Source organism: Achromobacter sp. KK8 (assembly GCF_054188005.1).
Map to the genome: position 1 here is coordinate 445,816 of NZ_CM135178.1, position 20,491 is coordinate 466,306.

Consider the following 20,491-nt stretch of genomic DNA (forward strand, 5'->3'; position numbering starts at 1 on the left):
GTCATGAAGCCGCGGCGTCCGCCCAACCAGGGCTTGCGTCCGATCGTAGCGCGCCGCCGTCCTCCTGATATGCGCACGATGCGCCGGCTTTTCATTTCTTGACAGAGGGGAATCCCTAGGATTTTTTCCCCGCGCGATTGCTAAGCCGGGAACTCAGGCGCTAGGATGCGGCAAAGGATTCTTACAAACCCGGGACGGCCGCAGCGCCAGCCCCCGGGGCGGGCCCTCCTTCGGCAGCGGGCTTTTTTGGGCGATACCGGTATGTCGACATCAAGGTTCATGCGCTATCCGAAAGACCGGTTGGCGGCCCTGGCCAGCGCCAGCGCGCTACGCGCCATCCGTGAGGGCCTGCTCTGGACGATGCCCTGCCTGCTGGTGTCCGCGCTGTTCCTGGTGCTGTCGGTGGTGGCCGGGCAGGCCGGCCTGCCCGCGGGCGTGGTCGAAGGCCTGGCCGCCGTGCACGCCAGGCTGAACACGATCATGCCGTTGCTGGTGGGCACCTCGGTCGGCTACATGCTGTCGATCCGCTATCGCGTGCCCAACCTGCCGGCGGCGTTCCTGTGCCTGTCGTACGTGGTGATCGCCGAGGCACTGCTGGCGCCCCATCCCCACGCCGCCGCCACCCTGATCCTGAGCCTCGCCATCCTGCTGCCGCTGGGCTGCGTGCCGCTGCTGGCGTGGCTGCACCGGCGCCACTGGACCCGCCTGGCGCCCGACGGCCTGATCGGCGAAAACGTGCGCGGCACCCTCAACATGGTCATACCGGGCGTGCTGACCGCCGCCGCCGTGGCGCTGGCGGTCAGCGCCTTGCTGCGGATTCCCGGCGTCGCGCGGTTCGACATTCCGGTGGACCTGGCCTCGCTCGAAAGCCCCTTCACCATCGGGCCTGCGACCGCCGCGCTCAACTCGATCTTCTGGTTCTTCGGCATCCATGGCTACCATGCGATGTCGCCTGTCATCGACGTACTGGACCAGGCCACGGCGTTGAATGCCGCCAGCGCCGCCGCCGGCTACCAGGGCATGTACGCCTTGAACGGCAGCCTGCTCGGCGCCTTCACCTTCATCGGCGGCGCCGGCGCGACACTGTCGCTGGTGGCCGCCATCCTGCTGTTCTCGCGCAGCGAATCGCTGCGGCTGCTGGCGTTGGCGAGCATTCCCGTATCGCTGTTGAACGTCAACGAAATCCTGCTGTTCGGCTTGCCGCTGATCCTCAACCCGCGCCTGCTGCTGCCGTTCATCCTGGCGCCGGTGTGCAACGTCCTGATCGCGTTGACGGCGGTGCAGCTCGATTGGATGCCGCCAGCCACCGTCACGCTGCCGCTCACTTCGCCGGTGCTGCTCAACGCCTATCTCAGCGCCGGCGGGCACCTGGGCGGCGTGATCCTGCAGGTGGTGCTGATCGCGCTGGGCACCTGCATCTACGCGCCCTTCGTGGTGGCGCTGGAACGCCAGCGCAAGGCCGACGCCACCGTCTACTTCAAGTCGCTGGACACCACATTCCCGCGCCTGCAGGAGGAATCGCTGCTGTTCGCGCACGACCCGGTGGTCTCCACGTATGCCAACCGCGCGCGCCGCAGCGCCGAGATTTCCCGTATCCGCACCATCAGCGAATACGACTTCTACCTCGAATACCAGCCGCAGGTGTCATTGCGTGATGGCCGCTGCACCGGTTGCGAGGCGTTGCTGCGCGCCACCGGCCCGGAAGGCATGCAGCAGGCGCCGCTCGAATTCCTGCGCTGGCTGGCGCAGGCGGACTTGATGCGCGAGGTGGATCTGTGGGTGGCCAAGCAGGCGGTGCTGCAATGCCACGCCTGGCGCAAGGCGGATTTCGCCCTGCCGCTGACCGTCAACGTCACGAGCGGCACGCTGACGTCGGAATCGTATCTGGACAAGCTCGTCAAAGTGCTGGAACAGGCCCGCGGGCAGGTGTCGGTGGAACTCACCGAGGACGCGCTGGTCGAGGACGCGCAGGCCCTGCACAAGGCGTTCGACCGGCTGCACGGCATCGGCTGCAGAATCTATATCGACGATTTCGGCACCGGCTATTCGGCGCTGAGCTACCTGCACCAGTTCGAAATCGACGCGGTCAAGATCGACCGCAGCTTCGTGCTGGCGCAGGGCAGCGAACGCGGCGCGCAAGTGATGAGCGGCCTGCTGCGCTTCTGCGAGGCGCTGGACCTGCAGATCATCGTCGAGGGCGTCGAAACGCCGGAACAGATCTCGGCGCTCGAATCGAGCGCCGAGATCATCGTGCAAGGCTGGTTCTACAGCAAGGCGCTGTCCGGCGACGACATGATGGAATTCGCGCGGCGGCGCCCTCCAGCCGCCGCGTCCCGCGGCAGCGCCGCCGTCACTTGATGCCGATGAACGGCAGCGCCGCGCCCGGCACCTGGGTCGCCGGCAGCACGCCGTCCCACTTCTCGACCGCGTTCAGGCTGACCAGGTTGGTATTGGCGGCCAGGGCCTCGGCCTTGGCGCGGATCGACGCGGCCTCGGCTTCGCCGCGCATGCGGATGCCGTCGGCCTCGGCGGTGAACTGCTGGCGGCGCGCGTCGGCCTCGGCCTTGGCCTTGACCACCTGGATCTCGGCGTTGATCATCGCCGTTTCCTTCTGCTGGCGCGTGGTCTCGATCTGCACCTGGGCCAGCATGCGCTGCTCGATCGAATGTTCGTAGGCCTGCGAGAAGCCGACTTCCTCGATCTGCACGCCCACCACCTGGACCGGCGCGCCTTCCATGGTCTTGAGCACGGCGTTGTTCACGTCCAGGCCCAGCTTCTGGCGTTCCTGGATGGCGCGCACGGCGGTGTACTGTCCGAACACGTTCTTGACCGCGTCCGGCGTCTTGCGTTCGAGCACGCGCATCTGCAGGTTGCTGATGGTGCCGTATTCGGAATACAGCTCGGCCACGTGCTCGGGCGGCACGCGGTAGGTCACCGACACGCGCAGCGTGGCCGGTTGCTGGTCATAGCTGTAGGCTTCCAGCTTCTCGAACACGAAAGTGTGGTCGCGCACCGACACCGTCATCACGTTGTCGATGAAGGGCGTCTTGAAGTCCAGGCCGGGCTCGGACACGCGCACCAGCTTGCCGTTGCGCAGCACCACGCCGCGTTCGCCCTGGTCCACCTGGAACCAGGAACCGAACGCGAGGCACAGGATGAGCACGAACAACACGCCCGTGCCGATGGCCAGCTTCAGGCTGCGCGGCTTGACGGACTTGACGATCTGGAGGTCGGTCGGCTTCACTTGGAGTCCCTTTCTGATTTATTGCGTTTGCGGTCCGAGAGCACGGCGGCGATGCCGCGCGCGAGCAAATAGGCGACCACGGCCGCCCCCACCAAGATCAGGAAATATCGCACCTGGCATTCCCCCCGGAATAGAAGCGAGCGATTCTAGCCCGAGTCAGCGGCGTGAAAGGTTACGGTTGTTGCAATAAGAAAAACCACTTGCCAATGGAGATGGCGCGCGTTCCAGCGCTGCGGTACGCTGCTTGGACCTCAACTTCGGGTCCCCATCATGCGCCGCTCGATCGCCATCTTCGTGACCGCCTTGGCCTGTACCACCCTCCTGGCCCCCGCCTGGTCGGCGCCGCCGGAAAACCGCGGCAAACCCGATCACGCCGGCAATGGCAACGGCAATGGCAACAACAAGGGCAATGGCAACAGCGGCGGCAAGAACAAGGGCAACGACAAGGGCAACGGCAAGGATTCGGACACCAACGTCAGCGTCACCCTGAGCACCGCCGGCATCAGCATCTCGACCGCGCGCGGCTATGCGGTGCAGGCCGGCGCCACCGGCTATGGCTCCCTGCCGCCCGGCATCCGCAAGAACCTGGCGCGCGGCAAGCCGTTGCCTCCTGGAATCGCCAAGAAGATGGTGCCCGGCCCGATGCTGGCCCGGCTGCCGGTGCATCCCGGCTATGAATGGCGCGTTGCCGGCAATGACCTCATCCTGATCGCCATCGCCACCGGCATCGTCGCCGACGTGCTGGCGAACGTGTTCGACTGAAGCGCGCCGGCTGGCCGCCAGGCTAGTCGTAGTAGGCCAGGCCCAGCCGCGCCAGGTCGTCCGGATAGTCGAAATAGGCTTCGTCCAGCTCATGCAGGCGCGCCTGCTCGGCCTCGGTCATGGCGCCGTAGATGTCGTTCAGCTGGATCACCTCGGGCGCGGCCTCGAAACGATCTACCAGGCCACGCATGTCCGCCAGGATGGCGCGCGTGCGCGCCGCGCCGATCTTGCCAAGCGCCAGCAGCGCCAGTTGGCAGGTCGGGTCGCCCCAGTTGCACAGGAACTGCATGAAACCGCCGTTGTTGATGTCGGCTTCCATGCGCCACAGCGCAACCAGTTCCTGCTCGCGCTGCGGCAGGCTGTCCAGCTTCCACTCCACCGCCCGCAGCGCCGCCAGCGCACTCTCGTAATGCGCGTCCCACAACAGGTCGCGCACGTTCAGCATGCCCGCGGCCGAAGGCGCCAGCAGCGCGGGCCACACCACGCCATGGTCGTCGTCCACCAGTTGCCATTGCGCGCGCTCGGCCGGGCTGGCCTTCTCCAGCCGGATATGCCGCCGGATCGGCTCGCGCAACGTGCGGCCGTCGGCCAGCGTCAGCAGGATGTGGGTCTCGGTCAGCGCGAGATGGCGGATGCGGTGGTCGGCGGACATGCGATGTCTCGAAGCGTAAGCGAAAGGGATGGGGCGCGCTGAAAGATAGCGGATCGCGCCGCGGGCGTCGAGCCGCGCCGCGCTCGTTTATCGTTCCTAGCATCAGGCCGCACACTGTTACGCCCGCGCCAGGCCTATCTGCTACCGTAAAGCCTGCCCCGGGCCCGGCCCGCGCGCCGCGTCCGCCATGTCCTCACAGGGAGATCGACAATGCCGCGCCCCTCCGCGTCCACGCCCCTGATCGGCGTGATCCCGCCTTATGTCCTGGACCGCCTGGCGCAGCACGCCGATGCGCGCGTAAGCATGCCGGCCGTCAAGACGCTCATCATCGACCAGCAGCAGCGCGGGCTGCGTGAAATGGCCGTGCCACCGCCCCGCGCCCAGGTCGCGGCGCCGCGCCAGCCACCGGCCGCCGGCACACCGCGACGCGCGGTGCACGACGCGGCCAACACCACCACCCTGCCCGGCAAGCTGGTGCGCGCCGAAGGCGCGAAGGCCAGCGGCGACCCGGCGGTGGACGAAGCCTATGAGCACCTGGGCGCCACCTACAAGCTGTTCCACGACGTCTACCAGCGCGACTCGATCGATGGCGCCGGCCTGCCGCTGGTGGGCACCGTGCACTACGGCGAAGACTACGACAACGCCTTCTGGAATGGCACGCAGATGGTGTTCGGCGACGGCGACGGCGAGGTGTTCAACCGCTTCACCGTGGCGGTCGACATCATCGGCCACGAACTCACCCATGGCGTCATCGACAGCGAAGCGGCGCTGGCCTACCAGGGCCAGTCCGGCGCGCTCAACGAATCGCTGTGCGACGTGTTCGGCGCGCTGGTCAAGCAATACGCCCTGGGCCAGGACGCCAGCGACGCCGACTGGCTGGTGGGCCAGGGCCTGTTCCTGCCGAAAGTGCGGGCCCGCGCGCTGCGCTCGATGGCCGAGCCGGGCAGCGCCTATGACGATCCGGTGCTGGGCAAGGACCCGCAGCCGGCGCACATGAGCGGCTACGTCGATACGCCGCAGGACAATGGCGGCGTGCATATCAATTCGGGCATTCCGAACCGCGCCTTCTACCTGGCCGCGACCGCGCTGAAGGGACCGGCCTGGGAAGTGGCCGGCCGCATCTGGTACGACACCCTGCGCGACAAGCGGTTGCGCCACGACGCCGACTTCGCCACGTTCGCGCGCCTGACGCTGGACGTGGCGCGGGGCGCGCACGGCGACGCCGCGCACAAGGCCGTGGCCGGCGCCTGGGCGGCGGTGGGCATACAGCCATGATCGACCTGCCCCCGCTCGAATTCGCGCTGCGTGTCAGCCTGACGCGCGAAGGCGGCCTGGCCTACCTGCCCGGCCTGGCTCGCACGCGCAGCATCGACCTGACCGACTGCCCCCCCGGGCTGCGCCAGGAGGTCGGCGAAGCCTTGCGCCGCACCGCCCCGCTGGCCACGCCGGACTGCCCCGCGCAGGGCGGCGACCAGCGCTACTTCCATGTGGAACTGGTGTTCCGCGACCCGGCCAGCGGCGATACCGCCAGCCTCACGTTCGACGTGCCCGAGGCGCAGGCGCCCGACGTCTTGGTGCGCCTGTGGCGCACCCAGGCCGGCGGCTAAAACGACGCGCCTGCGCGCCCGGCATGCGCCGGTCTCACTCCGCCGCGCGTTGCGGCGCCTTGGCCGGGTGGGGCCGGAACTGGCCGATCTGGATCGCGCGGCCCGCCAGCAGGCCGCAGCCCGCCATCGCCAGGCACAATGCGGCGCACAGCCCGAGCGCCGCCGACCAGCCACCCAGCCGGTCGTGCATGGCGCCGACCAGCGCGGGTCCGCTGGCGGCGAACAGGTAGCCCACGCACTGTGCCATGCCCGACAGCGCCGCCGCCTGCTGGGCATGACTGGCGCGCAGGCCCACGAACATCAAGCCCAGAATGATGCCGCCGCCCGTGCCCAATCCGAGCAGCACGATCCAGAGCGTGGCCCAGCCCGGCGCCGCGATCAAACCGACGAACGCCACCAGCGAGGACGCCGCCGAGCAGAACGCGGCGGCGCGCTGGTCCTTCATGCGTCGCACCACCGGCGCCAGGAACAGCGCCGGCCCGGCCGACATCAACTGCAGCAGGCCGTGCAGCGAGCCGGCGCGCTCGGCCGTATAACCCGCGTCGCGCAGGATCGCCGGCAGCCAGCTCACGCCGACGTAGAACACGAACGAATTGATGCCCAGGTACAGCGTCACCTGCCAGGCCAGCGCCGAATGCCACAGCCGGCCGCCGTGCGGCGCGTGCGCGGTGGACGAAGCCGGCGGCGTATGGTTGGCCAGCTGCGGCAGCCACAGCAGCACGCCGGCCACGGGGATCACCAGCAGGCACAACGCCGAGAAGCGCCAGCTGCCTCCCGCCAGGCTGGCCAGCGGCACAGCCAGGGCCGAGGCGGCGCCGGCCGCGATGCTCATGGTCAGCACGTAGGCCGAGGTCAGCCCCGCCACGCGCTGCGGAAAGTCGCGCTTGAGCAGGCTGGGCAGCAGCACGTTGCCGATGGCGATGCCCGAGCCGATCACTGCCGTGCCCGTATACAGCGCCCAGGCCTGGCCCTGGCTGCGCAGCACGATACCGCCGCCGATCAGCAGCAGCGCCGCGAACAGGGTGCGCTCCAACCCGTAGCGGCGCGCCATGCCCGCCGACACCAGCGAGACGACGGCGAAGGCCAGCAGCGGCAGCGTGATCAGCATGCCGGCCGCGGTATTGGACAGGCCGAGCTGCTCGCGGATCAGGCCGACCAGCGGCGGCATGCCCGTGACCGGCGCGCGCAGCGCCATGGCAATGAAGAGGATGCCCACGATCAACAGGACGGGGCGTTGGGAAGCGGGGGAGGAAGCGGAAGGAGTCATGGCGCCAGCTTAGAGAAAGCCGGCCCTGCTGAATTTCGAGATAATGACAAAATATCCTCAAATCCAGCCAAGCCCGCGCCGCGCCTATGTATCCGCCGCAAGCCCACAGCCCCTACTTCGATCCCGACACCCCCGCGCAATGGACGTACGCCATGCGTGTGGACGCCGCCCGCAACGAGCACGAATCGCCCACCCATCGCCATCGGATGGGGCAGCTGGTGCTGTCGCTGCAAGGCGGGGTGACGAGCTTCGTGCCGCAGGGCCTGTGGATGGTGCCGCCGCGCTGCGGCGTCTGGATCCCCGGTGGCGTGCCGCACAGCAACCGCGTCACCGACAACGGCCGGGTCTGCTTCCTGTTCGTGCCGGCGGACACGCCGGGCCTGCCGACGCAATGCTGCACGCTGGCGGTCACGCCGCTGGTGCGCGAAATGGTGGCGCACCTGGCCGACCTGGCGCCGGCCGACACCGCCTTGCCCGCCAACCGCCGGCTGGCCGAGGTGCTGGTCGAGCAGTTGGCGCTGATGCCCACGGAACAGCTGCACCTGCCCCTGTCCGACCACCCGCGCCTGCGCGAGATCGCCGCGGCGCTGCGCACCGATCCGGCCGACCGCAGCACGGTGGCCGAATGGGGCCGCCGCATGGCCATGAGCGAACGCACGCTGGCGCGCCTGGTGCAGCAGGAGGTCGGCATGAGCTTTGGCCGCTGGCGCCAGCAGATGCATATCGTGATGGCGCTGCAGCGGCTGTCGTCCGGCGTATCAGTCCAACGCACCGCCGAAGACCTGGGCTACGAATCGGTCAGCGCCTTCATCACCATGTTCCGCAAGACGCTGGGGCAGACGCCGGCGCGCTATTTCGCCGACAAGGCGTAGGCTCCGTTTGCACGGGAACCCGCGGCACGCGCCTGGCGGCGCACCGCGTCAGTCCCGGGGGCCCGCCACCAGGAACAGGCGCGGGAAAGGCAGCAGCACGGTGCCATCGGCCAGCGCCGGATAGGCGCGCGCGATCTCGTCGTGGTAACGCGCCAGGAAGGCCGCCTGCTCATCGGCATCCAGCTTGTTCAGATAGGGCCGCAGCGCCGTGCCCTTGAACCATTCCACCACCGCCTGCGCATCCGCCAGCGGATGCATGTAGGTCGTGCGCCACACGTCCAGTCGACCGCAATGCGGCTTGAGCAGCTCGTAGTACCAGGCGGCGCTGTGGCGCGGCGGATGCTTGACGCCGCCGATCTTGCCGGCCCAGGGGCCGTCGGCGGCGACCTGGCGCGCCAGCTTGTGGGCCGGCTCTTCCAGGTTGTCCGGCGTCTGCACCGCCAGGCTGCCGCCCGGCGCCAGCTTGCCCACCAGGCGCGGATAGAGGGTCGCGTGACCGGGCACCCACTGCAACGCGGCGTTGGCCAGGATCACGTCGTACCGGCGCGGCGGATTCCAGGTTTCGATGTCGGCCAGTTCGAACGCGATCGACGGCAGGCGCTTGCGCGCCGCCTGCACCATGTCGTCGGAACTGTCCATGCCGGTCACGTCGGCCTGCGGGTAGCGGGCGGCCAACACCTCGGTGGAGTTACCGGGGCCGCAGCCCAGATCCACCGCGTGGCCGACCTGTTCGTTCGGCAGGGCGGCAACCAGGTCGCGCACCGGGCGGGTGCGTTCGTTTTCAAAGGCGGAATACTGTTTGGCGGACCAGGTCATGGCGGCTCCTTGCGTGGGTCTGGATACGTTCCGCACTCTACGCCGCGTCATTCCATATGACAAATATATATATGGCTATACATTCATATTTACTGAATATGTCGACACCCTGTCAGAATGCGACTATTCCCCCCATCCGGAACCTGATGAATGCCCCCGCAACTGGTCCTGTTGCCCGGCATGGACGGCACCGGCGATCTGTTTGATCCGCTGCTGTCCGCGCTGCCCCCCGCGCCGCCGCCCGTGGTGCTGCGCTATCCCGCCCGCGAGCCGCTCGGTTACCCCACGCTCGAACAGCGCGTGCGCCAGGCCCTGCCCGCGCAGGCGCCCTTCGTGCTGCTGGCCGAATCCTTCTCGGGACCGCTGGGCGCCGCCATCGCCGCCGCGCCGCCGCCAAACCTGCGAGGCCTGATCCTGTGCGCCTCGTTCGTGCGCGCGCCGCATCCCCGGCTGGGCCTGGCGCGGCCGCTGGCCAACTGGCTGCCGGTCACACTGCTGCCGCGCGCGGTCCTGCATCACCTGTTGCTGGGCGCCCATGGCACGCCGGCGCTGCGCGCCGCGCTGGACCGGGCCGTCGCGCAGGTGGCGCCCGCCGTCATGCGAGCCCGTCTCCAGGCCGTGATGGCCGCCGACCTACGCGCGGCCTGTGCCGGCGTGCGCCTGCCGCTGCTATACCTGCAGGCGCGCCACGACCGCGTGGTGCCGCCCGCCGCCGCCATGCTGGTCAGGCAATTGGCGCCGCAGACCCTCCTGGTCGACATCGACGCGCCGCACTGCCTGTTGCAGGCCGCGCCCGAGGCCGCCGCCGCGGCCATCGCCGGCTTCCTGCGCACGCTCGACCCGGCCCCCGCCGCCGGCGCATGAGAAAGCACCCCCACGCCGCGCCCTCGGCTTCCCGGCCCCCCGAGGGGGGCTGTTTCATCTTGAGACGGCGCGGCGAAAAAAAAAGCCCGCCATGGGCGGGCCCTCTTGCTCGTGCCGGGCTTACTCGGTCTTCAGCTCAGGCTGCGACGCCCCCGAGCGGGTCTTCCACAGCGAGAACAGCACCCCGCCGCCGATCAGGCCGAAGGTCACCGACAGCGACACCACGGCGGGAATCTTGCCGATGAAGCCGACCAGGAAGATCTTCGTGCCGATGAACACCAGTACCAGCGACAGCGCGTACTTCAGGTAGTGGAAGCGGTGGATCATCGCCGCCAGCGCGAAGTACAGCGCGCGCAGGCCCAGGATCGCGAAGATGTTGCTGGTGTACACGATGAACGGGTCGGTGGTGATGGCGAAGATCGCCGGCACCGAGTCCACCGCGAACAACAGGTCCACGAACTCGATCAGCACCAGGGCCAGGAACAGCGGCGTGGCCCAGCGCACCGTCTTGCCCGTGGCCGCATCCGGCTCGCGCACCCAGAAGGCATTGCCGCGCAGCCCATCGGTCACGCGCATGCGGCGCTTGAGGAACATCAGGATCGGGTTGGTGGCGATGTCCGGCTCCTGGTCGGCGATCATCCACATCTTGATGCCGGTGAACACCAGGAAAGCGCCGAACAGATACATCAACCAGCCGAAGTTGCTGACCAGCGCGGCGCCCAGGCCGATCATGATGGCGCGCAGCACGATCACCCCCAGGATGCCCCAGAACAACACGCGGTGCTGGAACTGGCGCGGGATGGCGAAGAAGCTGAAGATCAGCGCGATCACGAACACGTTGTCCAGCGACAGCGATTTCTCGATCAGGAAGCCCGTGTAGTAGGCCATGCCGCTGGCCGGGCCCATCTGCCACCAGACCCAGCCGCCGAACAGCAGCGCGGCGGAAATGTAGCCGGCCGACAGCAGCAGGCTTTCGCGCACGCCGATCTCGCGGTCTTCCTTGTGCAGCACGCCCAGGTCGAAGACCAGCAGGGAGATGACGATGCCGATGAACAGCAGCCAGCTCCAGGCCGGCGTGCCGGCGAAGTCGGCTTGTAGAAATGAGAGCAAGGCTTCCATGATGTTCCCGCTTGTATGTGAAGGCCCTCATGATCCGGATACCGGGCAAACGGAGAAATCAGCCTGAAAGTGAGTTATGGTTCGAAAAAACCGAAGTGAAACCATCATGCTCAATTACCGCCATCTGTACTACTTCTGGATGGTCGCCAAGGAAGGCGGCTTCTCGCGCGCCGCCGAGCGGCTCGACATGGCCATCCAGACCATCAGCGCCCAGGTGCGCGAGCTGGAAAAGAACCTGGGGCACCAGTTGCTGCGCCCGGCCGGGCGCGGCGTGGCCTTGACCGATGCCGGCCAGGCCGCCTTCGCCCGCGCCGAAGAGATCTTCCAGATCGGCCAGGAACTGCCCCAGGAGGTCCGCGCCGCCGCCACCAAGCCGGTGATACGGTTGTCGGTGGGCCTGTCGGACGGCATTTCCAAACTGGCCGCCCACGCCTTGCTGGGGCCGGTGCTCGACACCCCGGACCTGCGCCTGACCTGCCACGAGGGCGAGGTCGAGGAACTGCTGGGCGAACTGGCACGCCACCACCTGGACCTGGTGCTGGCCGGCCAGGGCGCGCCCGCCAACCCCAACCTGCGCCTGACCAGCGACCGCCTGGTGTCCTCGCCGGTGGACTGGTACGGCCCGGCGCGGCTGGTGCGCAAGGCCGATACGCTGGACTTTCCGCGCTGCCTGGAGCGCCTTCCCGTCCTGTTGCCCACCGGTCATTCGGTGTTGCGCCAGACGCTGGACCGCTGGTTCAATGAGCAGGGCGTGCGTCCCAACGTGGTCGGGGAATTCGAGGACAGCGCGCTCATGTCGGTATTCGCGGCGCGCGGGTTGGGCGTCTTTCCGCTCAGCCGCCTGGGCGGCGGCGACGTCGGCCTGCTGCGCGGCCTGCGGCCGCTGGCGCGCTGCGACAGCGTGCACGAGGAAATCCACGGCATCCGCAATCGCCGCGGGCAGCACCACCCCCTGGTGCAACGCATCCTGGCGCATGCCAAGACTTCGGTTTTTTCTTAATTATTGTCACAAAGACGCTGGTTTTTCAGAAGCTGTTTCCGCTCTATCGTGGCGTTTCTTTCCTGAATCACCGGAGTACCACCGCAATGAAGAAAATCATCTGGATCGCTTTCGCCGTGCTGGCGGCGCTATGGACCGGGCTGGTCGCCATCACGCTGCAACTGGCGGACTGGGTGCTGGCGACCATCGCCTCGACCCAGGTGCCGGGCGCCACGGCCATCGGCTCGGCGCAGTGGGAAGCGCCCGCCTGGGCCGCGCCCTGGGTCGACGCCGGCCTGATCCAGTCGCTGCAGTCCGGCCTGGTGTGGCTGGTGGACCTGCTGAACCAGATCCTGCCCGCCGCGGGCAGCCTTGGCACCTGGATCTCGGTGCTGGGCTGGCTGTTCTGGGGCTTCATCATGGCCGCGCTGCTCATTCTGGCGCTGATCCTGCACTGGCTGGCGGGCAAGCGCCCGCAGGGCGACGGCGCCGGCCGCCAAGTGGTGTAATAAGGCGGGCAACGCGGCATCCCGGCGCGCTGCCTCCTTACAGGAGCGTACCGTGCCGTCCCGATTCCTTCGCGCCGCCATCCTGCCCGCCGCCTTCGCGGCGCTGGCGCCCGCCCATGCGGGCACGGCGCCATATGGCATCGACGTCTGCACGTTGAGCGGCACCTCGGGCCAGTACAGCGTGCGGGTACGCAATACCGGCTCGGCGCCACTGGCGCGCGCCGACATCACCGGCGTGCGGCTGGACGCCGCGGGCCGGGCGCAGGGCGACATCGCGGTGAGCCTGACCGCCATCCCCCCCGGCAGATACGAAACCGCCATTCTGGCTCGCCACGGGGAATCGGCCGCGCTCGTCAGCATTGCCACCTACCGCGTCGTCGATGGCGTCGAAACCCGCCAACAGGAATTGTTCGCCGGCAAGGTCGCTCACGTATCGCCCGGCTCGGCGCTCCAGTACACGCTGGCGCCGCTCGCCCTGCGCGGCTGGACGGTGGCCTACGGTGGCGCCAACGCGCCCCGGCTGGAGCCGGGCAGCGCCGTGCTGCTGGCCTATCCCGCTCGCGGCGGCAAAACGGTCGACAGCCGGCCTGAGGCGGGCCGCAGCCCGACCGAAGTCACGCCGCTCAAGCCTTGCGTGGTGCCGCGCGGCCGATAGCGCCTCGGGCCAAGGCCGCGGCCCGGCGGCCGGGACGCGCCGGCGTCCAGGCGCGCGCCCCGCCCAGGGCCGAACCACACAGCAAGAAGCCTCGCCCCGGCATCAGGTGCCGTTCAGCAGATCGCGCTCGTTCAGCAGCGCATAGACGATCTCGGGTTTGTTGTCGAAGCCGCGGCGGATGGCGGCCGGAATCGACGAGCGCGTCTTGCGGCACAGGCCGGGCTGTTCATCGAGCTGGATGGCGATGCCGCGCGAGGTACGGACCTCGTTGTCGCTGGGAACGATGCGCACCACGATGCCCAGTTGCGCCTGCATGCGGCCCTGCATCGCGCGCAGGTCTTCCAGGCTGGTGATGTTCTCGAGCCGCGCCACCAGGCGCTTTTCCTCTTCCTTGGTGAGCCGCAGGATGCGCACGTCCGCCGCGGGGTCGGCCAACAGCCGATCGCGGTCGCACATACAGGCGCCCGGCGGGCATTCCTGGCGGATGGGGAACGGGAGATTCATGGGACGCGCATCGCAATGCTATCCATCGATTCTACCCAGGAACGGGCCGCTGCCGCGATTGAATCGCCGGCGCGGTCGGGCATAATGCGCCGAGACGAAACCTCGGAGACGGTGCCTTGAAGACGATCCTGCTCGCGGCCTTGCTGATCGGCGTCAGCGCCAACGTGCACGCGCGCGATCATGCATACGCCATCAAATCCGGGTTGCGGGCGGTGGCGACCATCGAGGGCACGACCGAACAGCGCGTCAGCGTGCGCGTCGGCAAGGGCGCGGCGCAAGAGATCGCCCGCCTGGATGACGAAGCGATCGACTATTTCGAAACCCCGGACATCGACCACGACGGCTATCGCGACCTGGCGATCGGCCAGAGCGGCGGTGGCGGCCAGGTCCATGCCCGCCTCTTCCTGTATCGTCCCCAGGAACGCCGTTTCCAGGAAATCCAGCATCCGGCGCCCGAGGCCAGCCCCTGCCACCGGTTCGTCAACCCGGTGTTCGACGCGCAGCGTGCCGCGTTCTCGGTCGGGTGCCGCTACGGCGCCGACAGCATGGGCACCGAGGAATACGTGTTGCGCGCCAACGGAACGGCGCGGCCGGAACGCTGGACCACGCAGGCGCTGTTCGACCTGGAAGACAAGCCATTCGAGCTGAGCTATGGCTTCAACGAAGACGGTACGGTTGCGCGCATCCAGATCGATGGCGAAGGCTCGCCGCTGGACGGTGACAGCCGGGTGCCCTTCGACCGGATCGACCTGTACGACGCGCCCGACGTGAAGGCGTTATCGACCCAAACCGCCAAGGCCGGTGATCGTCTCGACGTGGTCGCGCTGCGCCCGCAATGGCTGCAGGTGCGCTACCCGGCGGGCGGGGCGGACGCGCCCCTGAAGTGGGTGCGCTACGCGGACCTGAAAATCGACAAATATGCCTACGCGCCGCAACAACGCATGCCCATGCGCGGACTGTCGTTGTCGGTGCGCGGCCACCTGGGCACGCAGCTCTACGAAGCCGGCGGCCGCTTCACGCTGCATGTGACGAACCTTGGCCCGGACGCCGCGACACTGGCGTCGCCGCGCATCTGGCTGCTGTTCACGGATGCGCAGGGGCGCCGCACCTTGCAGCCCTTGTACCCGCGCGCGCCGGTCACGCTGGCGCCGCCGCCCAATCCGGCCGACGCCACGCAGGCCTCCCCCGCCTATGCCGGCGACGCGCAGCGGCCCGCGCCATCCGCCGCCGCTGCGCGCCACGTTGCCGACTGGGCCGACGACCCGGTGGTCTGGCGTCCGGGCGAAGACGGCAAGCCGGCCTACCAGGTCAACGCCGGCAATGGCCGCTATGTGCCCTTCTTTCCGGACCTGGCGCCAGGCCGCTATCGCCTGGCCGTGGCGCTGACCGACCCGGGCTCGCTGGCGGAACCGGTCTATTCCAACCAGATCGAGGTCGACCTGCCGTTCCCCAAGCGGCCCTGAACGCCGATTCCGCATGAGCGAATTCCGCCCTTCCCGTTCACATCGCGGCGCGACCGCGATCATCGCGCGCACGGCCATCGCGCTGGCCACCTGCGTGTTGGCGGCCGCGGCCGCGCTGGTGGCGGCCGGCCTGCTGGCCGACGATGCCGATGCCGACATCGCCGTGGTGCTGGGCAACACCGTCGCGGCCGACGGCAGCCCCTCGGCGCGCCTGGCGGCGCGGCTGGACCGGGCCTACGATTGCTATGCCGCCACCCGCTGCCGCGAGATCTTCGTCAGCGGCGGCATCGACCCGACGGGCCGCGACGAGGCGGCGGCCATGCGCGCCTACCTGGAAGCACGCGGCGTTCCCGCCGACCGCATCGTCACCGACAGCGCCGGCGCAGACACCTGGGCCACCGCCCGCCACGCCAGCGCCTACATGCGGACCCGCGGCTACACCCGCGCCATGGCCGTCACGCAATACTTCCATGTGCCGCGCACCCGGCTGGCGCTGCATCGCCACGGCGTCGCCGAGGTCAGCGCGGGATACCCCCGCTACGCCGAAGCGCGCGACCTGTATTCGATCCTGCGCGAACTGCCTGCCATCGCCTGGTACGCGGCGCGGCCGCTATAGTTCCCTTTCCCCTCATCCCCCGACGCTACCGTGCATATCTTCCACAACCCCGTCCACGGCAGACACGATGGCCGCCACGAAATGTTCCGCGGCAGGCTCGTGCCCTGCCACGAGACCCCGGCGCGGCTGGAGTACGTGCTGGACGCCCTGCGCCAGCGCGGCATCGGCACGCTGCAGGCGCCGGCCGCGCCCGACCTGGACCTGATCCGGCGCGTGCACAGCCCGCGCTACGTCGACTTCCTGCAAGGCGCGTGGGCCGACTGGATCGCGCTGGATCCGGCCAATGCCGAGCTCGACATCCTGCCGTCGGTATGGCCGGTGCGCGGTTTCCGCCACGACATCTCGCCCACCAACTTCGCCGCGCGCGTCGGCCTGTTCTCGTTCGACAGCGGCAGCCCGCTGACGGCGGGCACCTGGGAAGCCGCCGTCGCCGGCGCGGCCTGCGCCATCGACGCGGCGCGCGCGGTCTCCCGCGGCAACGGCTCCCGCGCCGCCATGGCGCTGACGCGTCCGCCCGGCCATCACGCCGGCGCCGACTTCTTCGGCGGCTATTGCTTCCTGAACAACGCGGCCCTGGCGGCGCAGGCGCTGCGCGAGGCCGGCGCCGAACGCGTGGCGGTGCTGGACATCGACTACCACCACGGCAACGGCACGCAAAGCATCTTCTACGAACGCGGCGACGTGCTGACCGTGTCGGTGCATGGCGATCCGACCACCGAATATCCCTTCTTCCTCGGCTACGCCGACGAATCCGGCCGGGGCGCGGGCGTGGGCGCCAACCTGAACCTGCCGCTGGCGGCGGGCGCCGACTTCGCTGGCTGGAACGAGGCGCTCGAACAGGGCCTGGCCGCCATCGGCCGCTTCAAGCCGGACGCGCTGGTGATCGCGCTGGGCGTGGACACCTACGAAGGCGACCCGATCTCGAAATTCAAGCTGCGCAGCGCCGACTACCTGCAAGTAGGCGCGCGGCTGGCGCGGCTGGGCCTGCCCGCGGTGTTCACCATGGAAGGCGGCTACGCCGTGGCCGAGGTCGGCACCAACGTGGCCAACGTGCTGGAAGGCTACGCCGGCTGAGCGCCGGCCGCCATCCGCCGCCACACGGCCTCGACCGCGGCGCGCGCGTCGCTGCGGTCCTTGAACGCCAGGATCGATACCTCGATGTCCCAGGCGCGGTTGGCCAGCGGCGCGAGGTCGGCGGCCCCCAGGCGCCGCAGCGCGCTGTCCGCCAGCCAGGCCACGCCCAGGCCCTGCGCGGCCATATCGCCCAGCACGTCCGACATCTCGGCCTCGAACAGGCGCACCCCGTGCAGGGGCTCCGGCCCGCTCTCGATCGCCGCATCGATCAGGCGCGCGAAATAGACGCTGGGGGAATACATCAACAACGGCACCGGCCTGTCCATGGCGCCCGGCAGGTCCAGTCCGTCGCGCTCGACCAGGCCGCGCGCCGCGTACGGCCGGATCAGCTCGCGCCCCAGCGTCAGGCAGTCGTAGCGCGACAGGTCCAGCGGCAGCGGCTGCGCCACCTGGTGGAAACAGATCAGCAGGTCGGCCGCGCCCGAGGTGAAGGCCGATACCGTGTCGTGCACGTTGCCGGTCTGCAGGCTGCAGCTGAGTTGCTGCCCCGCGCTCCAGTCGCGCCACCAACCCGGCAGGTGGGTCGTGGCCAAGGCATAGGAGGTCGCCAAGCGCAGCTGGTTGCGCGCGGGCACCGCGGCGATGCCCGCGCGCGCCTCGACCAGCTGGTTGACCAGTTCGATCGCCGCGACGCGGAAGCGCTCGCCCGCCTCGGTCAGCTGGGTCGGAAACGCCGAACGGTCGATCAGCCGCGCGCCCGCCCAGTTCTCCAGGCTCTGGATGCGGCGGCTGAACGCCGCCTGCGACAGATTGCGGGCCTCGGCCGCGCGCGTGAAATTGCGCAGCTCCGACAAGGTGATGAAGTCCTGCAGCCACCGGGTATCCATACCACTCCTTGCGCGATTCGCATGGGTCATGCGCGCCATGCATGGCGGCGCATGCGTACTTCGCATTGGACGTCCGCGCCGCGCCCCCGGACACTGTGTCCGCCGGTTCCGCATTGGAACCTGCCCGCATTGAAACCTGCCTTTTGCCGGAGTGTAAACATGGATCAAACCCTGCGTGCGGCGGCCCGCGAATACCTCATCCGCTACGGCGGCGACACCTTCCCGAACCTGTTCAAGTCGGCCAAGGGCACGGTGGTGCGCGACGACACCGGCCGCGAGATACTGGACTTCACCTCGGGCCAGATGTGCGCCACCATCGGCCACAACCACCCGGCCATCGTCGACGCGGTGCGCCGCGCCGGCGAAACCGCCTTCCACTTCTTCAGCGGCATGATCCCGGAAGCCGTCGCGCAACTGGCCGCGACGATGGCGCGCGACTGGATGCCGGCGGGCATGACCAAGTCGATCTTCGTGAACACCGGTTCCGAGAGCAACGAAATCGCGCTGCGCATGGCCAAGATGCACAAGAGCGGCTTCGAGATCCTGGCGGTGGGCGGCTCGTGGCATGGCGTCACCAGCGGCGCCGGCTCGGTCTCTTACGCCAGCGACCGCAAGGGTTATGGCGTGCCGCCGGCCGGCGTGTTCGTCATGCCCGAGCCTAACTCGTATCGCCCCTACATCGCCGGCCTGGACGCCGAGCAATCGGCGCTGGCCTGCCTGGAGATCGGCCTGAAGATGTTCGACATGGCCTCGGCCGGCCGGCCCGCGGCCATCATCGTCGAACCGGTGATCAGCGCCGGCGGCGTGCTGGTGCCGCCCAAGTCGTACATGCAGGCGCTGCGCCGTGCCGCCGACGCGCGCGGCATGCTGCTGATCTTCGACGAGGCGCAGACCGCCTTCGGCCGCCTGGGCTGCCGCACCGGCTCGGAACACTTCGGCGTCACGCCCGACATCATCAGCGTCTCCAAGACCCTGGGCGGCGGCCTGCCGCTGGCGGCCACCATCACCACGCCCGCCATCGAGCAGGACGTGCACGAAAAGGGCTTCACCTTCTACACCAGCCACGTCTCGGACCCGCTGCCCGCCACCGTCGGCCTGGCCGTGCTGGAAACCTTGCAACGTGAACAACTGCTCGAACGCGCCCGCCGGCAGGGCGACTACCTGCGCCGCGGCCTGCTGGAACTGCAGCAGCGCCACGAAGCCATCGGCGACGTGCGCGGCCTGGGCCTGCTGCTGGGCGTGGAACTGGTGCAGGACCGCGACACGCGCGAGCCCTATCACGCGCTCGGCGCCCTGACCACGCAGCGCTGCTTCGAACTGGGACTGTCGATGAACATCCGCCGCCGCCCCGAACGCGGCTCGGTCTGGCGCATCGCGCCGCCGCTGACCGTCAGCAACGACGAGATCGACCGCGCCATCGCCATCCTCGACCAGGCCCTGACCGAAAGCCTGGACCAGATCGCCAAGCCTCGCGCGCTGAGCGCCTGAGCCGTCCCACCCTGGCGCCGGGCCGGGCCCGGCCGGAGAATGCAATGCCGATATTCCGAACCGCGGCCGGCGCCCTGGCGCTGGCCACCGTCACCGGCCTGGCCCACGCCGGCCCCACCCTCGATACCGTGAAGAAGCGCGGCTACGTGCAGTGCGGCGTGTCCACCGGCATCCAGGGCTTTTCCTCGCCGGACAGCAAGGGCAACTGGCAGGGACTGGACGTTGACATGTGCCGCGCCATCGCCGCCACCGTCTTCAACGACGCCAGCAAGTTCCGCCTGACGCCATTGACGACGCAAGCGCGCTTCACCGCGCTGCAATCGGGCGAGGTCGACGTGCTGACGCGCAACGTCACGCCGACGATGGCGCGCGACACCACGCTGGGGCTGATCAGCACCGGCGTGAACTATTACGACAGCCAGGGCGTGATGGTGTCCGCCAAGCTCGGCGTCAAGAAGCTCAAGGAACTGGACGGCGCCACCATCTGCGTGCAGCCCGGCACCGTCACCGAGCTCGACCTGGCCGACTGGTTCCGCGCCAACGGCCTGAAATTCAAGCCGGTGGTGATCGACAAGTACGACGAGATCGTGCGCGCCTTCTCGGCCGGCCGCTGCGACGCCTTCACCTCCGACAAATCGCAGCTGGCCGCCTCGCGCACCACGCTGGAGCACCCTGACAACTACGTGATCCTGGACGAAAATATCGCCAAGAGTCCGCTCGGGCCCATGGTGCGCCAGGGCGACGACAACTGGTTCAACGTGGTGCGCTGGACGCTCAACGCCATGCTGGAGGCGGAAGAATTCGGCGTGACCTCGGCCAACGTCGACAGCCAGCTCAAGAGCACCAACCCCAACGTGCAGCGCATCCTGGGCGTGACGCCGGGCATGGGCAAGAACCTGGGGGTGGATGACAAGTGGGCCTACAACATCGTCAAGCAGGTCGGCAATTATGGCGAGAGCTATGAACGCAACCTGGGCATGGCCAGCGCCATGAAGCTGCCGCGCGGCCTGAACGCGCAATGGCGCGACGGCGGCCAGATGTATGGTTGGCCGGTGCGCTGACGCGCGCAAGCCGCGCCGCGGGCCGGGGTCCGAACCCCGACCCGCGGCGTTT

General features: G+C 68.8%; 21 protein-coding genes. 14 read left to right on the forward strand and 7 right to left on the reverse strand.

Annotated features, from left to right (window positions below):
- The first annotated feature begins 261 nt into the window (after positions 1 to 261).
- Entirely contained in the window at positions 262 to 2,358 is a 2,097-nt protein-coding gene (locus tag ACVN9Z_RS02185) for an EAL domain-containing protein (RefSeq protein WP_458213044.1), read from the forward strand.
- Here ACVN9Z_RS02185 and ACVN9Z_RS02190 read toward each other — a convergent pair.
- Positions 2,351 to 3,244 (reverse strand): prohibitin family protein, encoded by an 894-nt coding sequence (locus ACVN9Z_RS02190; RefSeq protein WP_020926539.1) that lies wholly within the window; start codon positions 3,242 to 3,244, stop codon positions 2,351 to 2,353. The two genes, ACVN9Z_RS02185 and ACVN9Z_RS02190, sit on opposite strands and share 8 nt — an antisense overlap.
- 270 nt (positions 3,245 to 3,514) lie before the next feature.
- On the opposite strand from ACVN9Z_RS02190, the gene ACVN9Z_RS02195 reads away from it, so the two are divergent.
- Positions 3,515 to 4,006, forward strand: a complete 492-nt coding sequence (locus ACVN9Z_RS02195) for an anti-virulence regulator CigR family protein (RefSeq protein WP_054442848.1) — start codon at positions 3,515 to 3,517, stop codon at positions 4,004 to 4,006.
- A gap of 22 nt (positions 4,007 to 4,028) precedes the next feature.
- Here the strand turns inward: ACVN9Z_RS02195 and ACVN9Z_RS02200 are convergent, their stop codons facing one another.
- Positions 4,029 to 4,658: a DMP19 family protein gene (locus tag ACVN9Z_RS02200; protein WP_026384138.1), complete on the reverse strand. Its 630-nt coding sequence runs from the start codon at positions 4,656 to 4,658 to the stop codon at positions 4,029 to 4,031.
- Positions 4,659 to 4,868: 210 nt separating this feature from the next.
- Between ACVN9Z_RS02200 and ACVN9Z_RS02205 the strand changes: the two genes are divergently transcribed.
- Together ACVN9Z_RS02205 and ACVN9Z_RS02210 are read left to right on the forward strand one after the other, a co-directional pair.
- The gene (locus ACVN9Z_RS02205) at positions 4,869 to 5,933 is read left to right on the forward strand and encodes a M4 family metallopeptidase (protein WP_054442839.1); all 1,065 of its coding nucleotides are present in this window, start codon (positions 4,869 to 4,871) and stop codon (positions 5,931 to 5,933) included.
- Positions 5,930 to 6,265, forward strand: a complete 336-nt coding sequence (locus ACVN9Z_RS02210) for a protealysin inhibitor emfourin (RefSeq protein WP_020926534.1) — start codon at positions 5,930 to 5,932, stop codon at positions 6,263 to 6,265. The genes ACVN9Z_RS02205 and ACVN9Z_RS02210 overlap by 4 nt, the downstream gene beginning before the upstream one ends.
- 34 nt (positions 6,266 to 6,299) lie before the next feature.
- Here the strand turns inward: ACVN9Z_RS02210 and ACVN9Z_RS02215 are convergent, their stop codons facing one another.
- Positions 6,300 to 7,532 (reverse strand): MFS transporter, encoded by a 1,233-nt coding sequence (locus ACVN9Z_RS02215; RefSeq protein ID WP_054437500.1) that lies wholly within the window; start codon positions 7,530 to 7,532, stop codon positions 6,300 to 6,302.
- A gap of 86 nt (positions 7,533 to 7,618) precedes the next feature.
- On the opposite strand from ACVN9Z_RS02215, the gene ACVN9Z_RS02220 reads away from it, so the two are divergent.
- Positions 7,619 to 8,404 (forward strand): AraC family transcriptional regulator, encoded by a 786-nt coding sequence (locus ACVN9Z_RS02220; RefSeq protein WP_024070281.1) that lies wholly within the window; start codon positions 7,619 to 7,621, stop codon positions 8,402 to 8,404.
- Between the two features lie 48 nt (positions 8,405 to 8,452).
- Here the strand turns inward: ACVN9Z_RS02220 and tam are convergent, their stop codons facing one another.
- A complete protein-coding gene (gene tam, locus ACVN9Z_RS02225) occupies positions 8,453 to 9,220 on the reverse strand; it encodes a trans-aconitate 2-methyltransferase (RefSeq protein ID WP_458213045.1) in 768 nt (255 codons plus the stop codon).
- A 150-nt stretch (positions 9,221 to 9,370) separates the two neighbouring features.
- On the opposite strand from tam, the gene ACVN9Z_RS02230 reads away from it, so the two are divergent.
- Positions 9,371 to 10,084: a serine aminopeptidase domain-containing protein gene (locus tag ACVN9Z_RS02230; protein ID WP_070781901.1), complete on the forward strand. Its 714-nt coding sequence runs from the start codon at positions 9,371 to 9,373 to the stop codon at positions 10,082 to 10,084.
- 120 nt (positions 10,085 to 10,204) lie between these two features.
- Here the strand turns inward: ACVN9Z_RS02230 and ACVN9Z_RS02235 are convergent, their stop codons facing one another.
- Positions 10,205 to 11,203 carry a TerC family protein gene (locus ACVN9Z_RS02235; RefSeq protein ID WP_458213046.1) on the reverse strand — a complete coding sequence of 333 codons (999 nt, stop codon included), beginning with the start codon at positions 11,201 to 11,203 and terminating at the stop codon, positions 10,205 to 10,207.
- Between the two features lie 106 nt (positions 11,204 to 11,309).
- Here ACVN9Z_RS02235 and ACVN9Z_RS02240 point away from each other — a divergent pair, with 106 nt between their 5' ends.
- From ACVN9Z_RS02240 to ACVN9Z_RS02250, 3 genes are all read left to right on the forward strand, one after another.
- Complete coding sequence (locus ACVN9Z_RS02240; protein WP_006387383.1) at positions 11,310 to 12,203, forward strand: LysR family transcriptional regulator; 894 nt, start codon at positions 11,310 to 11,312, stop codon at positions 12,201 to 12,203.
- A gap of 86 nt (positions 12,204 to 12,289) precedes the next feature.
- Positions 12,290 to 12,691, forward strand: a complete 402-nt coding sequence (locus tag ACVN9Z_RS02245; RefSeq protein WP_024070283.1) for a hypothetical protein — start codon at positions 12,290 to 12,292, stop codon at positions 12,689 to 12,691.
- A gap of 52 nt (positions 12,692 to 12,743) precedes the next feature.
- The gene (locus ACVN9Z_RS02250) at positions 12,744 to 13,346 is read left to right on the forward strand and encodes a hypothetical protein (protein WP_024070284.1); all 603 of its coding nucleotides are present in this window, start codon (positions 12,744 to 12,746) and stop codon (positions 13,344 to 13,346) included.
- Between the two features lie 102 nt (positions 13,347 to 13,448).
- On the opposite strand, the gene ACVN9Z_RS02255 is transcribed toward ACVN9Z_RS02250, so the two are convergent.
- Entirely contained in the window at positions 13,449 to 13,850 is a 402-nt protein-coding gene (locus tag ACVN9Z_RS02255; RefSeq protein WP_006387380.1) for a hypothetical protein, read from the reverse strand.
- Between the two features lie 116 nt (positions 13,851 to 13,966).
- On the opposite strand from ACVN9Z_RS02255, the gene ACVN9Z_RS02260 reads away from it, so the two are divergent.
- Genes ACVN9Z_RS02260 through ACVN9Z_RS02270 form a run of 3 tightly spaced genes read left to right on the forward strand, consistent with a single transcriptional unit; the run spans position 13,967 to position 17,003 of the window.
- Complete coding sequence (locus ACVN9Z_RS02260; protein ID WP_070781902.1) at positions 13,967 to 15,313, forward strand: hypothetical protein; 1,347 nt, start codon at positions 13,967 to 13,969, stop codon at positions 15,311 to 15,313.
- A 13-nt stretch (positions 15,314 to 15,326) separates the two neighbouring features.
- A complete protein-coding gene (locus tag ACVN9Z_RS02265) occupies positions 15,327 to 15,929 on the forward strand; it encodes a YdcF family protein (protein WP_083325176.1) in 603 nt (200 codons plus the stop codon).
- 30 nt (positions 15,930 to 15,959) lie between these two features.
- Positions 15,960 to 17,003, forward strand: coding sequence for a histone deacetylase family protein (locus tag ACVN9Z_RS02270; protein WP_049050734.1), 1,044 nt, complete (start codon positions 15,960 to 15,962; stop codon positions 17,001 to 17,003).
- Here the strand turns inward: ACVN9Z_RS02270 and ACVN9Z_RS02275 are convergent.
- A complete protein-coding gene (locus ACVN9Z_RS02275) occupies positions 16,991 to 17,890 on the reverse strand; it encodes a LysR family transcriptional regulator (protein ID WP_006387373.1) in 900 nt (299 codons plus the stop codon). The two genes, ACVN9Z_RS02270 and ACVN9Z_RS02275, sit on opposite strands and share 13 nt — an antisense overlap.
- Before the next feature lie 159 nt (positions 17,891 to 18,049).
- Between ACVN9Z_RS02275 and ACVN9Z_RS02280 the strand changes: the two genes are divergently transcribed.
- The gene (locus ACVN9Z_RS02280) at positions 18,050 to 19,378 is read left to right on the forward strand and encodes an aspartate aminotransferase family protein (RefSeq protein ID WP_006387372.1); all 1,329 of its coding nucleotides are present in this window, start codon (positions 18,050 to 18,052) and stop codon (positions 19,376 to 19,378) included.
- A gap of 44 nt (positions 19,379 to 19,422) precedes the next feature.
- Positions 19,423 to 20,439, forward strand: coding sequence for an amino acid ABC transporter substrate-binding protein (locus tag ACVN9Z_RS02285; protein ID WP_054445739.1), 1,017 nt, complete (start codon positions 19,423 to 19,425; stop codon positions 20,437 to 20,439).
- The last annotated feature ends 52 nt before the right edge of the window (positions 20,440 to 20,491 follow it).